Annotated in this window: 10 protein-coding genes; 7 read left to right on the top strand and 3 right to left on the bottom strand. The window is 49.2% G+C overall.

The features are described from left to right. Positions 1-49: 49 nt before the first annotated feature. From aceF to pdhR, 3 genes are all read right to left on the bottom strand, one after another. Positions 50-2,002: a dihydrolipoyllysine-residue acetyltransferase gene (aceF, locus tag ACQUQM_RS23395; RefSeq protein WP_432472273.1), complete on the bottom strand. Its 1,953-nt coding sequence runs from the start codon at positions 2,000-2,002 to the stop codon at positions 50-52. A gap of 33 nt (positions 2,003-2,035) precedes the next feature. After that, complete coding sequence (aceE, locus tag ACQUQM_RS23390; RefSeq protein ID WP_432472272.1) at positions 2,036-4,723, bottom strand: pyruvate dehydrogenase (acetyl-transferring), homodimeric type; 2,688 nt, start codon at positions 4,721-4,723, stop codon at positions 2,036-2,038. A gap of 314 nt (positions 4,724-5,037) precedes the next feature. Beyond that, the gene (gene pdhR, locus ACQUQM_RS23385; RefSeq protein ID WP_432472271.1) at positions 5,038-5,802 is read right to left on the bottom strand and encodes a pyruvate dehydrogenase complex transcriptional repressor PdhR; all 765 of its coding nucleotides are present in this window, start codon (positions 5,800-5,802) and stop codon (positions 5,038-5,040) included. Positions 5,803-6,182: 380 nt separating this feature from the next. On the opposite strand from pdhR, the gene ACQUQM_RS23380 reads away from it, so the two are divergent. The 7 genes from ACQUQM_RS23380 (at position 6,183) to ACQUQM_RS23350 (ending at position 15,249) form a co-directional block, all read left to right on the top strand. Beyond that, positions 6,183-7,253, top strand: coding sequence for a TRAP transporter substrate-binding protein (locus tag ACQUQM_RS23380; RefSeq protein WP_432472270.1), 1,071 nt, complete (start codon positions 6,183-6,185; stop codon positions 7,251-7,253). A 166-nt stretch (positions 7,254-7,419) separates the two neighbouring features. Beyond that, on the top strand, positions 7,420-7,947 hold the full coding sequence (locus tag ACQUQM_RS23375; RefSeq protein ID WP_432472269.1) for a TRAP transporter small permease subunit: 528 nt from the start codon (positions 7,420-7,422) through the stop codon (positions 7,945-7,947). After that, positions 7,947-9,332, top strand: a complete 1,386-nt coding sequence (locus ACQUQM_RS23370; RefSeq protein WP_432472268.1) for a TRAP transporter large permease — start codon at positions 7,947-7,949, stop codon at positions 9,330-9,332. Before ACQUQM_RS23375 ends, ACQUQM_RS23370 begins: the two co-directional genes overlap by 1 nt. 134 nt (positions 9,333-9,466) lie before the next feature. Beyond that, positions 9,467-12,334 (top strand): FAD-binding and (Fe-S)-binding domain-containing protein, encoded by a 2,868-nt coding sequence (locus tag ACQUQM_RS23365; protein WP_432472267.1) that lies wholly within the window; start codon positions 9,467-9,469, stop codon positions 12,332-12,334. Between the two features lie 38 nt (positions 12,335-12,372). Beyond that, positions 12,373-12,861, top strand: coding sequence for a universal stress protein (locus ACQUQM_RS23360; RefSeq protein WP_432472266.1), 489 nt, complete (start codon positions 12,373-12,375; stop codon positions 12,859-12,861). A 169-nt stretch (positions 12,862-13,030) separates the two neighbouring features. Next, positions 13,031-14,413 (top strand): sodium:proline symporter, encoded by a 1,383-nt coding sequence (locus ACQUQM_RS23355; protein ID WP_432472265.1) that lies wholly within the window; start codon positions 13,031-13,033, stop codon positions 14,411-14,413. Continuing rightward, the gene (locus ACQUQM_RS23350) at positions 14,413-15,249 is read left to right on the top strand and encodes a metallophosphoesterase family protein (protein WP_432472264.1); all 837 of its coding nucleotides are present in this window, start codon (positions 14,413-14,415) and stop codon (positions 15,247-15,249) included. Before ACQUQM_RS23355 ends, ACQUQM_RS23350 begins: the two co-directional genes overlap by 1 nt. Positions 15,250-15,254: the final 5 nt, after the last annotated feature.

The raw sequence follows: 15,254 nt of genomic DNA, 5'->3' as shown, positions 1-15,254 counted from the left end.
ATGAGAAACTGTTTTCAGGCTCTGCTTGCAAAGCCGAATAAAGCTTTTGTTACATCGCCATGCGACGCACGTCGCTCAGCAACTGATTCAGGTAGGTCAGGAATTTACCTGCATCACTGCCGTTGATGGCGCGGTGATCGTAAGACAGGCACAGTGGCAGCATCTTACGTGGTTCGAACTCCTTACCGTTCCAGCGTGGCTCGATATCTGCTTTAGAGATACCCAGGATAGCCACTTCAGGTGCGTTAACGATCGGCGTGAAGCCAGTACCGCCAATGCCACCCAGGCTGGAGATAGTGAAGCATGCACCCTGCATCTCTGCAGGTTTCAGCTTACGGTCTTTTGCCTTACCAGCCAGCTCAACCGCTTCCTTAGACAGCTCATAGATGCTCTTCTTATCTGCATCTTTGATCACAGGAACCATCAGGCCGTTTGGCGTATCAACCGCCATACCGATGTTTACATACTTCTTAAGCACCACATGCTCACCATCGGCATGCAGAGAAGCGTTAAACTTCGGATGCGCTTTAAGTGCAATAGCGATAGCCTTCAGCATGAATGGCAGAGGAGTTAGCTTAACGCCATCGCGCGCTGCTTCCTCTTTCATGCTGGCACGGAACGCTTCCAGATCGGTAATATCCGCTTTATCAAACTGAGTAACATGCGGAATGTTCAGCCAGCAGCGGGACATGTTCGCCGCGGTCAGCTTGTGGATCTTGGACATCTTCACCATTTCGATTTCGCCGAACTGGCTGAAATCTACTTCTGGAATCGCCGGAATACCTGAACCACCGGTTACCGCTGCTGCCGCAGGCTTCTCAGCCAGCTGCTTCAGGGCACCTTTAACATAGGCCTGAACGTCTTCTTTCAGCATACGGCCACGTGGACCGGTACCGGTTACAAGGGACAGATCAACACCGAACTCACGGGCTATTGCACGAACTGCAGGGCCGGCATGAACGGATTTGTTCTTCTTCTCCAGTGCTTCACGGTCAACCGCGCCACTTGCAGCAGCAGCAGGAGCTGGGGCAGCTGCAGGTGCTTTAGACGGAGCAGAAGGTGCCGGAGCAGGCGCTTGTGCAGGAGCCGCTGCTGGTGCAGCAACACCAACAACTTCCAGCTGCATCAGCAGATCGCCTTCGTTAACCTGACCACCTTCGGTGATCTTCATGGACTTAACCACACCCCCTTTAGGTGCCGGTACTTCCATAGAGGCCTTATCGGTCTCGATCACGATCAGGGAGTCACCTTCCTCAACGCTGTCGCCGTCCTTAACCAGGACTTCAACCACGTCAACGTCGGTAGCACCGCTCAGATCAGGAACCAGTACATCTTCTACGCCACCAGCAACAGGAGCTGGTGCCGCCGGAGCTGCTGCCGGAGTCGATGTTGCAGCAGGAGCCGCTGCTACAGGTGCTTCTGATTCAACTGCCATCGCTGCACCAGCAACCTGCAGATCACACAGGTGATCACCTTCGTTGATAGTGTCGCCATCATTAATATTAATAGAAACGACTACACCGGATTTCGGTGCAGGCACTTCCATAGAGGCTTTGTCAGTTTCCAGTACGATCAGGGAATCGCCTTCCTCAACACTGTCGCCGGCCTTAACCAGCACTTCGACAACATCAACGTCGGTGGCACCGCTCAGATCAGGTACCAGTACCTTTTCTACTGCGCTTGCGGCTGCCGGAGCAGCAGGTGCTGCAGCGACAGGCGCTGGTGCTGCTTCAGCAACAGGCGCTTCGGCTACAGGAGCAGCAGCACCGGTTTCCAGCACTGCGATTGCCTGACCTTCATTACAGGTATCGCCTTCCTGAACCAACAGCTCAACCACTGTACCCGCTTCAGTCGATGGTACTTCCATCGACGCTTTATCTGTTTCCAGGACGATCAGGGAATCGCCCTCTGCAATGCTATCGCCAACCGCTACACATACCTCAACGATATCTACGTCTGTAGCGCCACCAATATCAGGAACCGTAATGTTTACAGTACTCACGTTATTATCCTCTCTTAAAAGTTCAGCGACGGGTTACACAGTCCAAGGGGCTGGTTTTTCCGGGTTAATGCCAAACTTCTGCATCGCTTTAGCTACAACAGAACGCTCGATCTTGCCGTCTTCTGCCAGCGCAGTCAGGGCAGCAACTGTTACGTAGTAACGGTTAACTTCAAAGAATTCACGCAGCTTGGTACGGGTATCGGAGCGACCGTAGCCGTCAGTACCCAGTACCTTGTAGTTACGAGGGATATACTCACGCAGCTGATCAGCGTACATACGCATGTAATCGGTTGCGGCGATTACCGGACCTTCTCGATCTGTCAGGCAGTCTTCCAGATAAGAGGTGCGAACCTCTTCTTCAGGGTGCAACATATTCCAGCGAGCTACAGCTTGCGCATCACGGCGTACTTCGTTGATAGACGTAGTGCTCCAGATGTCGGATTCAACGCCATATTCGTCACGCAGGATATCGGCAGCGGCGATCACTTCACGCAAAATAGTACCGCAACCCATCAGTTGTACTTTCTTATCGGAATCTTTACCTTCCTGCAGAACGTACATACCTTTCACGATACCTTCCTCAGCACCAACAGGCATTGCCGGGTGAGCATAGTTTTCGTTCAGGGTGGTGATGTAGTAGAACTTGTTCTCTTTGTCCTGGTACATACGCTTCAGGCCGTCCTGAACAATAACTGTCAGTTCGTAACCGAAGGTTGGATCGTAAGATACACAGTTCGGGATCATCTGCGCCATCAGGTGAGAGTGACCATCCTGGTGCTGCAGACCTTCACCGTTCAACGTAGTACGGCCGGAAGTAGCACCGATAAGGAAACCACGTGCCTGCATGTCACCTGCGGCCCATGCCAGGTCCATAATCCGCTGGAAACCGAACATAGAGTAGTAGATATAGAACGGCAGCATGGTGCAGTTGTTGTTACTGTAGGATGTGGCACACGCCATCCACGCAGACATTGCACCCGCTTCGTTGATACCTTCTTCCAGGATCTGACCAGTTTTGGATTCTTTGTAGAACATGATCTGATCGGAATCATGTGGTACGTAACGCTGACCTTCCGAGGTATAGATACCCAGCTGGCGGAACATACCTTCCATACCAAAGGTTCGGGCCTCATCCGGTACGATCGGCACGACCCGCTGACCTACATTCTTATCTTTTACCAGTGTACTCAGAACCCGGTTCAGAACCATCTGAGTGGACATCTCACGCTTACCGCTTTCTTTCAGCTGCGCTGCGAACGTTTCCAGTGGCGGAATTTCCAGAGCATCGAAGTCAGAGCGACGGGTAGGATACACACCACCCAGCTTGTTACGTCGGTCCATCATATACTTCATTTCCGGAGAATCCGGAGACGGACGGTAGTATGGAACCTCTTTCAGCTGGTCATCACTCAGAGGAATGTTGTGGTGATCACGGAAGTCCATCAGGTCATCCATCGCCACTTTCTTCATTGAGTGGGTATCGTTCTTCGCCTGACCAGACTTACCAGTACCGTAACCTTTGACAGTTTGTGCCAGGATTACAGTTGGCTTACCTTTGTGATCCATTGCATTCTGATAGGCAGCAAATACTTTATAAGGGTCATGACCACCGCGGTTCAGGTTCATGATCTCGTCATCAGACAGATCTTTAACCATCTCCAGCAGTTCAGGGTACTTACCGAAGAAGTGCTCACGGGTGTATGCACCACCGTTAGCCTTGTAGTTCTGCAGCTCACCGTCACAGACTTCGTCCATGCGCTTCTGCAACAGTCCTTTATCATCATTTTCAAACAGTGGATCCCAGTGACGGCCCCACAGACACTTAACAACGTTCCAGCCAGCACCGCGGAACACGCCTTCAAGTTCCTGAACGATCTTGCCGTTACCACGAACCGGACCATCCAGACGCTGCAGGTTACAGTTAACAACGAACACCAGATTTTCCAGCTGCTCACGACCTGCCAGTGCGATCGCACCCAGGGATTCCGGCTCATCACACTCACCATCACCCAGGAACGCCCATACTTTACGGGAGCCACGATCGATCAGGTCACGGGCAGACAGATAGCGCATAACGTGCGCTTGGTAGATAGCCTGGATTGGACCCAGACCCATCGATACTGTCGGGAACTGCCAGAAATCCGGCATCAACCAAGGATGTGGATAAGAGGAAAGGCCTACACCGTCTACTTCACGGCGGTAGTTGTCCATCTGCTCTTCAGTCAGGCGGCCTTCCAGATATGCACGGGAGTAAATACCCGGCGCGATGTGACCCTGGAAGAATACCAGGTCACCTTCCTGCTCACCTTCGGAGCCACGGAAGAAATAGTTAAAACCTATATCGTACAGTGTTGCCGAAGATGAGAAGCTGGAGATGTGACCACCCAGACCGTCATCATTATCGTTGGCACGCATTACCATCGCCATCGCATTCCAGCGAATGAAGGAACGGATACGACGCTCCATAAACAGATCACCCGGCATACGGGATTCATCTTTCGGCGCGATGGTATTGCGGTAAGGAGTATTCAGGGAAGTATTTGCATCAACACCAAGGTCGGATGCTTTTTCACCCAGTTTTTTCAGAATATAGTGCGCGCGATCGCTGCCTTCATTTTTGGCAACTGATTCCAGCGCGTCTAGCCATTCAGTAGTTTCGATTGGATCAATATCATCGATTATGTCTTGCACTTTGCCTTTCTCCACTATTCTTGCACTCAAAACCGGACCTCCCAATAGGTCCGCTGGCGAACGGTGAGCAATTCAGCGATCAGCAATGCAAGCGAAAACAGACAAAAAAAGGGCAGAAGCCAAAAACAGTGTTTGTTTTTGTATCTTCAGCACTTTCTGGTCTAGCCTGCAGTACGTCTCTTTATGCTTAAACAGCTCTGGCGCAGGCTTCATGCTGCACCGCAGCAAGCCTGTCTGTTTTTATGGTTGAACTTGATTTTGTAGTAATACTACAAAAAAAACCTTTTGAAGTCTAGTTTGACTACAGAATAGACAGAGGCTGTAGTTTTTATACAGCCTGATAATTACAGTGGCGTGATATCCGAACGACGCAGCGCCCGTTTCAGCCGGGTGTTCTCTCGTCCTTGTTCTAAAAGGGCATCCTCAACATAAGCAAGGTGATCATGAGCGGCCTTCTTTGCCAGCTCCGGATTACCATCGATAATCGCTTCCATCAAAACCGAGTGCTGTTCATGTATTTTGCTGCGAATATCCGATTTTGGGTAAATATCATGCAGGTTATCCCAGATGTGCTGACGCAACAGATTAAACAGTGCCCGCATCATGTGCAGCAACACCATGTTATGCCCTGCCTCAGCAATCGCCAGGTGGAAATCCACATCCGCATACACCTCTTTATCGAATTCCTTACGGTCATGGTGCTCCTGCAAAGCGTTGTAACAGGCCCGGATATTCTCTTTATCGGCAGGTGTACTCCGCAGCGCAGCATAATAAGCAGAAACCCCTTCCAGTGCGTGCCGGAACTCCAGCAGATCATATTGCGCTTCGGGATGGCTTTTGAATAACTCTAGTAAAGGATCAGAAAAAGCGCTGCCGATATCTTCAGACACATAAGTGCCACCGCCTTGTCGGCTAATGAGTAACCCTTTCGCCGCTAGCTTTTGTACCGCTTCACGCAGTGATGGACGCGAGACTTCAAACTGCTTTGCCAGTTCGCGCTCGGGTGGGAGTTTTTGACCTGGCTTTAACGTCCCCTCCAGTACCATCTCTTCCAGCTGCCCCATAATGACATCAGATATTTTTGGCTGCTTTACCCTTTGATACGCCATCAGAAACTCTCTCCACCACATCAGAACACTTTAGAAGAGTCTGTTCACTGTGGATTTCAATATATTTAAACCATTATTTTAGTGGTGTGCAATTTACAGATGCGGATCATAAACCACCAACAATAAATTGGTCTTACCTTATCTAAACTTTTCATTTTTTGAATCTTTTCATTGAAAAGTAGAACAATTTCAGAAAAAGAGTCTAGATTTATAACTAAAAAAATGATTGACAAACTGCACCTCAAAAATTTAAGGTAGCGATACATTACATGGTAAATTGGTAAGACCAATTATTCAAGGGCAATATTAAAGGTTTCCGAATAACCAGCCCTGAAGCCTGTAAGTAAATACAAAAACAACAAACATCATGAGGGTAAACCATGAAAAAATTCGCAATGTCTCTTGTTTCTGCTGCGGTGTTAACGTCCGGATTTACGGCGACTACTGCTACTGTAGAAGCGGCTGACCGGATTCTGCTAAAGACTCCTATCGCGTTTGGTTCTCACCTGCCGGCACTCGGCACCCCGATTAAATGGGTTTCTGAACAGCTGCCGACAATGAGTGACGGCTCCATGAAAATGAAGATCTACGAGCCGGGTAAACTGGTTGGTGCGAAAGAGATTCTGGATGCCGTATCCTCAGGTAAAGTTAATTCCGGTTACGCTACTGCTGGTTACTGGCAGGGCAAGATGCCAGCTGCAGCACTGTTTTCTGCTGTTCCCTTCGGCCCTGAAGCCGGTGAATATATGGCGTGGTTGTACTACGGCAACGGCATGAAGCTGTATCAAGAGATGTATGACACCAATGGTTACAACGTAAAAGTTATCCCTTGTGCAATTATCTCCCCGGAAACATCTGGCTGGTTCAACAAAGAAATTAACACTCCAGCAGACCTGAAAGGCATGAACATGCGCTTCTTCGGTCTGGGTGCTTCTGTTATGGAGAAAATGGGTGTTTCTACTTCACAGCTGCCTGGCGGTGAAATTTTCGGTGCTCTGGAAAAAGGTGCAATCGACGCAAGTGAGTTCTCTCAGCCTGCTATCGACCAGCGTCTTGGCTTCCACAAAATCATGAAATACAACTACTTCCCTGGCTGGCACCAGCAGGCGACTGTATTTGAACTGCTGATCAACAAAGGTGCCTGGGGCAAGATGTCCGAAGGCCAGCAAGCAATTGTTGAGAACACCTGTAAAGCGTCTATGACTAACGCAATTGCAGAGGGTGAATCCATGCAGTTCGAAGTGATGGCAAAAGCACAGGAAAACGGTGTCGAAATCCGCTACTGGAATGACACTATGCTGCAAGCATTTGAAGAGAAATGGCAGGAAGTGGTTGAAGAAAAAACTGCTGCTGACCCATTCTTTAATAAAGTTTGGGCTGACCTGAGCACTTTCCGTAAAGGTTATGACCTTTGGGAAGCTAACGCATTCCTGCCTCGTACTACTAAGTAAGACTCACCATTAAAAGCTGGGGAGTACAACTCCCCAGCTTTTATCAAAAAAGTCAGCCATGACAGTCAAGATTTCTGCAAAATGTATTGTCCAGTTCGTTTTTCAGAACTTTTGTAAAAAGTTTCTACGCAATTAATAGAATAATAATCGGTAAAGGTGCATCACGGTGAATGAGCAAAGCAGCCTGCCTCCAGTTCCCCTGGCGGACAGTATCGACAGAGCAATTCAAAGAGTAGGGCTAAGTATCGCCTGGGCGTATGTCCTGCTGGTCCTGGTAATCATGACTCAGGTCATTCTGCGAAAGGGATTCGCCAGCGGCTTAATCGTTCTGGAAGAACTACAGTGGCATCTCTATGCCGTGGGGGTGATGTTTGGTCTTTCTTATGCTCAAACCACTAACTCGCACATCCGCGTTGACCTGTTCTATTCCTCATTCAGGGCCAAAACAAAATACATCATCGAAATTCTGGGTATTCTGATTCTGGTATTACCTTTTATCAGCGTTATTTTCATCCACAGCCTCGATTTTGTTGCCGACTCATGGCGCATCAATGAACATTCGGAATCACCTTCCGGCCTACCCTGGCGATGGCTGGTCAAAAGCGTAATTCCGCTCAGCATGCTGATGTTAGGTCTTGCCGTTTTATCCCGTTTGTATCGTGACACTGTTCTGCTGTTTAAAGGTAATGCGTAATGGAAGCTAATGAAATCCTTGTTATTGCGATGTTCCTGTCGTTCATCGCTCTGCTCTTCACGGGTATTCCTGTTGCCTGGGTACTAGGTGGTATCGGCGTATTATTTGCGGGTATAGGCTATCTGGCAGATATTTATCTGGATACCTTTACCGGTCTGGATTTTCTGACTCTGGGTCTGGTGGTTAACCGTCTGTGGAAGATCATGGACAACTGGATTCTGGTCGCCCTGCCCATGTTTATATTTATGGGTATTATGCTGGATAAATCCGGTGTCGCCGAGCGACTGATGAAGTCGATGCAGGAGCTGTTCGGCAATGTTCGTGGCGGCCTTGCGATTACAGTTACGGCTATCGGTATAATTCTGGCAGCGTCTACCGGCATCATTGGCGCATCCGTAGTATTACTGGCGGTGATGTCACTACCTGCGATGACTAAACAGGGCTATGCCATGCCGCTAGCACTGGGCACCATTGCCAGCGCCGGCACCTTGGGTATCCTGATCCCACCAAGTATCATGCTGGTAATCATGGCTGATCAGCTTGGCTTGTCTGTAGGTGATCTGTTCATGGGTGCGGTATTCCCAGGCCTTATGCTTGGCGCAATGTATATCATTTACATTTTGGTTACCGGCTGGCTTAAGCCGGAATCAGCACCGATTCCGCCAGACGCTAAACCGGTTACGCTTGCGACATTAATTAATGTCTTGAAAGCAGTAACCCCAACCCTGGCGCTGATCTTCGTGGTACTCGGTTCCATCTTTGCGGGTATCGCCACACCGACGGAGGCTTCTGGTGTCGGTGCCTTTGGTGCAACCATACTGGCCGTGTATAACAGCAAATTTAATTTCAAGGTATTAAAAGAAGTTGTTGCGGGAACGTACAACACCACCGCGTATATCTTCGCGATCTTTATCGGGGCGACCTGTTTTGCCCTGGTGCTTCGTGAACTGGGCGGCGATGAACTGATCGAGTCTTTCCTGACCGGCCTGCCATTTGGTCAGTACGGCATCATCTTCTTTATCCTGGGCGTGATCTTCCTGCTGGGATTCTTCCTGGACTGGATCGAAATCACACTGATTATTCTGCCTTTATTAGCACCGGTAATATCGGCCCTGGGACTCGATATCGATGGTTACGGTGTTGTGGATTACCCTGAGTTAGTATGGTTCGTAATGCTGGTCGCGATGACATTACAGACGTCGTTCCTGACCCCCCCCGTCGGCTTTGCCCTGTTCTATCTCAAAGGGGTGTGCCCGCCAAACGTAAAACTGAGTGATATCTACAAAGGTGTTATGCCGTTTATCGTGCTGCAGCTGGTTGCTCTGCTGATATTGGTATTCTGGCCACAGCTGGTGCTCTGGCTACCTGCCGCAGCCTACGGCTAAGCCAGAAACTCAAGAGGCGGGATTATTCTGTCCCGCCTCTGTCCCCTATCCTAATAAACACCCCCGCCCAACCATCGGGCAGTAATAAAAAAAGGTTCTGTCTCGCTGCAGAAACCTAAGGTGAGATTTTGCCCATGAAACAGGAATATCAAGATTTTCAAAAACGTCTGCTAGAGTTTATTCCTGAACAGCGCCTGATCTCTGATCCGCTTCGTACTCTGGCCTATGGCACTGACGCCAGCTTTTATCGCCTGATTCCACAGCTGGTAGTACGTCCTGAAACAGAACAGGAAGTAGCCCGTATCGTCACTCTGGCGAACGACCATAAAATCCCGGTTACCTTCCGCGCTGCAGGCACCAGCCTGTCAGGCCAGGCAATTACAGATTCTGTGTTGATTCAGCTCAAGGATGGTTGGCAAGGCCATCAAATCAATGATGATGCTACACAGATCTCACTGCAGCCAGGTGTAATTGGTGGCAAGGCGAACAGCTACCTGGCACCTTTCAATAAAAAGATCGGTCCAGACCCTGCCTCAATCAATACTGCGATGATCGGGGGTATCGCCGCCAATAACGCCAGCGGGATGTGCTGTGGTACAGCACAGAATAGCTACCGGACTCTGAACAGTATGAAACTGGTTATGGCCGACGGAAGCTCAGTTGATACCGGCGATGAAAAATCCCGGGCTGAATTCCAGTCGAATCATAAAGGCCTGCTTACCGCTCTTGATTCCCTGGCTCGTCAGACCAAGGCAAATGAAACGCTTCGTCAACGTATCGAGCATAAGTACCGCCTGAAAAATACCACCGGTTATGCCCTTAATGCGCTGATCGATTACAGCGATCCTTTGGACGTGATGCAGCACCTGATGATCGGATCAGAAGGTACTTTAGGTTTCATCTCCGAGATCACTTATAACACCGTAGACGAGCATCCGAACAAAGCATCAGCGCTGATCTTTTTCCCAACCGTTCGAACCACCTGTGAAGCGGTCGCCATTCTTAAGAGCACCCCGGTTTCTGCGGTTGAAATGATGGACCGGGCTGGCTTGCGTTCAGTAGAAAATAAAGCTGGCATGCCTGCCTTTATAAAAGAATTACCCGAAGATGCTGCGGCTCTGTTAATTGAGACCCGTTCCGCCTGCGCTGAGCATCTGGCGGCCCAGGTAGAAGAGATCAAAGCCTCTATAGCGGATCTGGAGACGGTTCAGCCAGTCGACTTCACGACAGATCCAGCTGAATATTCCAAGTACTGGGCAATCCGCAAAGGACTGTTCCCGGCGGTGGGCGCTATGCGCCAGACAGGCACGACAGTCATTATTGAAGACGTTGCTTTCCCGGTACCCCAACTGGCAGATGCGGTACATGACCTGCACCAGATTTTTGAGAAATGGCACTACGATGAAGCACTTATCTTCGGCCATGCTTTAGAAGGTAACCTGCATTTCGTATTCACTCAGTCATTTGACGCGCAGCAAGAGATCGATCGCTATGAGGGCCTGATGGATGATGTCGCCAACATGGTTGTGGATAAGTACGACGGCTCACTTAAAGCCGAACATGGTACCGGCCGGAATATGGCACCCTATGTTGAGAAAGAGTGGGGATCGGAAGCCTATACATTGATGTGGGAACTTAAGGAACTGTTTGATCCTAACAACATACTGAACCCGGGGGTGCTGCTCAACAAAGACCCTCATGTACATCTTGATAACCTCAAGCCTATGCCTGCAGCAGACCCTCTAATCGATAAATGTATTGAGTGCGGTTTCTGTGAGCCAACCTGTCCTTCACGGGATATGACGCTGACACCTCGACAACGCATTGTAATCTGGCGTGAGATTGCCCGACTGGAAGATAATGGAGAAGATCCGGAACGACTGGCAGAGCTGCGCAAAGAGTACCTTTATCAGGGGATTGATACCTGTGCCGCCTGTGGGTTATGTTCCACCACCTGCCCGGTAGGTATCAATACTGGCGATCTGACCCGCTCAATTCGCAGCCGCAATAATGAAAGCCATACCAAGCTGGCACAATGGTTAGCCGAGCATTATGGCGGCGTAATGAAGATCAGTAAGCTGGCATTCGCCGGTGCTAATCTGACCCATGGTTTGATTGGTACTAAAGCGATGTCCGCTGTATGTGATACGACACGTAAACTGTCGGGTAACAGGGTCCAGCAATGGACCCCTTCAATGCCGACTGCAGCGCCAAAGATAGATACCCAGCGTCCGGTTATTAATCCGGACGCGCCAAAAGTTGTCTATCTGCCAAGCTGCGCCAGCCGGGCTATGGGGCCTGCTCGGGGCGATGAGGAACAGGTATCTCTAGCTGATAAAACCGAACACCTGCTTCGCAAAGCGGGCTTTGAGGTGATCTATCCCGATAACCTTGATCAGCTCTGCTGCGGTATGCCTTTTCAGTCTAAAGGTATGTTCGATGCCGCCGACTATAAGGCCACTGAAACGATGCAGATGCTGCTCACGGCAACACAAAATGGTGAGTATCCCGTCTTTTCTGATACCAGCCCCTGCAGTCTTAGACTAAAGGATAATGCAGATCAACGAATCCGGTTATTTGATACGGTAGAGTTCATACATGAGTTTCTACTTGATCGACTGATATTCAAGCCTGTTGATGAACCAGTAGCACTACACATAACCTGCAGTACAACCCGCATGGGGGTCGCAGATAAGCTGAAAGATATCGTTGAGAAGTGTGCAACAAAAGTAATTATTCCGGATCATATTACCTGTTGCGGCTTCGCTGGTGATAAAGGTTTCAGTACACCGGAGCTGAACGAATCAGCTCTGAGAACACTTAAACCGGCGGTAAAGGGATGTAACACCGGCTATTCGACCAGCCGAACCTGTGAGATAGGACTCTCTCATCATAGCGGCATAGACTATAAATCAATCATTTATCTGGTTGATCGTGTCACTCAGCCAATACTGAGTGAACAGGCATCAACCGATGAGAATAAGCTGATTCAGACCAACTAGAAACGAGTCTGGATCAATATAGTAAAAGGAATATACGCATGGCACTCCCTGAAATTAAGACAGTTCTGTACACCACATCGCTGGGCAAGCACACCCGCCCGGTATTCAGACAAGCCGTGAACCTGGCACAGCAGTTCAATGCGCATATCGTCATGCTGCACGTTATCGAGCCGATTGGCGAGCTGGGTCACGCCCTAATTCAAAACTACCTGCCGGAAGATACAGTCAAGAAGATGCACGATGAAGGCATTTCTCAGGTAAAAGAGCAGATGAAAACCCGTGTTGCTAAGTTCTGTGAAGAGGAACTCGGCTCACTGGATAAAGCTTTGGATCTCGATATTGAGCATGTCATTGTTGAAGGTAACTACACTGACGCTATTCTGCATACCGCCAGCAAGCGTAACGCTGATATGATCGTTATGGGTTCTGAAAACACCTTTGGTCACCATAGCCAGACAACCCGTCAGGTTATCAAAGGCGCTAAAGTACCAGTGGTTGCAGTACCTACCGGTAAGAAATTCAAGTAACCAACCGTTCATCAAAAAAGGCTCGCTACATAGCGGGCCTTTTTTATAACCATTTTTTATGTCTACAAGTTATATAAACCAGTTTTTTGAGAGCTTGACGGAACTAGCTCAATTGAATCTAATCATAGACCTATACCGATAACTTACCTCGTATGACATGGAGCCCTTTATGGAACTGTCGTTGGCCATCGCAGTTGGTCTTATTGCTGTTGTTTCTATCATGCTGACACCGAAAGCAAACAGTAATGGCGCTTTTTTCAGAGGTCTCTCTCCCTGCGGTGAGCAACCAGGCTTACTACTACTGATTTTTTCACAGGTAACCACCTGGATCTTTGCCCGCTCCCTTTTAAACGCAGCAATCCTTGGCTTTTACTATGGCATCTGGGGCACTTTAGCTTACGCTGCTTATTATCTGTCGTTTCTGACCGGCGCAAAGATTATCGATTCGGTCCGCTTCCAGCATGGTTTCAATAGCATCCAGGAGTTTCTGGAAGATCGTTTTGGTGGTTGCGGAACCCGCTGCTACAACTTCGTTATCGGGATAAGACTGGTCAGTGAAGTTTTTGCTAATATCCTGGTTATCGGGATTCTGTTCGGCGTCGCCGGGAGTACCTCATACACAATTGCTGTTGCACTGTTTGCAATTGTAACCCTGCTATATTCGATGCTCGGCGGATTACACGCCTCCCTGCGCACAGACCTGTTCCAGATGTTACTGTTCCTTATAGTTCTTGCGGTACTTGCAGTACTGGCCCTGGGCAGTGGCAATATTGCGGCTGAAGACCTTATGTTTAAGCCATTTAATATTACCGATCCAGGTCCAATCCTTATGCTGGTCGCCTTCCTGCAGGTCTGGAGCTATCCGATGCACGATCCGGTGATGATGGACCGGGGCTTTCTTGCAGACCGCGACACCACCCGTAAAAGTTTTATGCATGCCGCCTGGATCAGTATCTTATGCATAACCCTGTTTGGACTATTTGGCGTATTTGCCGGAGCTAACGCAGCATCTGGCGAAACGATGAATGCAACATTGATGCGAATATTAGGCGAAATGCCGATGCTGTTGTTCAATATCACATTGGTGATCTCGGCGATGTCGACTCTGGACAGCACTTTATCCAGCTCATCGAAACTGGTTGCCGTCGATATGAAGTGCGTACAGCCGAGCCTGAAAAACGGCCGTATTACTATGGCTGTATTTATCCTTCTCGGCCTCCTTTGTGTCTTCATGGGTAACAAAGACCTGTTCAGCGCAGTCGCCGTAAGTGGTACCGCATCAATGTATCTGGCACCGGTGATCTTCTTCTCTCTATGGGGTGGACGCGACGACATCCCGGTATGGAGCTATGTAGCAACGTTCTTTCTGGCAATAGCCGGAGCAGTACTCTACTTCGTCGAATCAGCTGGCCATACTGCCCTGATGGGCGATATGCATAAATACACTAAGCTATTAATTATTTCGGCTTTGATTCTGATAATTGGCTGCGCATTATTCTGGTTTGGACGCTTAAGTCAGAGCGCTCCGCAACCAGCAGAAGCCACTCCGTAATGAGTGGCTTTAACCCTTCATCAGAGCACCCGCTACTGGTGTTTGGTGGTCCATACAGCAATCTTGAAGCAACAACCGCTATGCGTAAGTTCGCGGAAGAGCAGCAGATTCCACCCTGTAATATTCTCTGTACCGGCGACCTCGTTGCTTATTGTGCTTCGCCGGAGGAGACTGTGAACCTGATCCGTGACTGGAATATCAGTGTAGTACTCGGAAACTGTGAAGAGTCCATAGGTAATGATGCCGATGACTGTGGCTGCGGTTTTGAAGAGGGCAGCAGTTGTAATCTTTTATCTGTTGCCTGGTATAACTATTCCAGGCCTCGGATAGGCCAAGATAACAAATCATGGATGGCCGATCTGCCTTCTCAACTCAGATTTCGTTTCAACGATATTGACTGTCTGGCGATACATGGGGGTATCAACAGCATCAATCAATTTATTTTCCCCTCCACTTCGCCAGATGAAAAGCAGTCACAGTTAAAACAGGCGGGTACAGACATTATTATCGGCGGCCACAGCGGCATTCCCTTCGGTGAGAATACCGGGAATGGATACTGGCTAAATGCCGGAGTCGTGGGCATGCCCGCTAATGATGGAACAGCTGATACCTGGTATATGCTGCTAACACCCCAAAATCATGGGATTAAAGCAAGCTGGCACAGGTTGAAATACGATGCAGAAACCTGCGCTGAAAAAATGGCTGCTGCAGGTCTGAATTATGGTTACGAGAAAGCCATTATCAGTGGACTATGGCCCAGTACCGATATCCTCCCCACTACTGAAGCCGATACAACTGGTAGTAAATTGATACTCACGCCACTCGATATCCCGTGATATGC

Source organism: Amphritea sp. HPY (assembly GCF_050870985.1).
Classification (GTDB): Bacteria; Pseudomonadota; Gammaproteobacteria; order Pseudomonadales; family Balneatricaceae; genus Amphritea.
The sequence above is the reverse complement of the archived record's forward strand: the minus strand, read 5'-3'. Positions and strand labels throughout refer to the sequence as shown.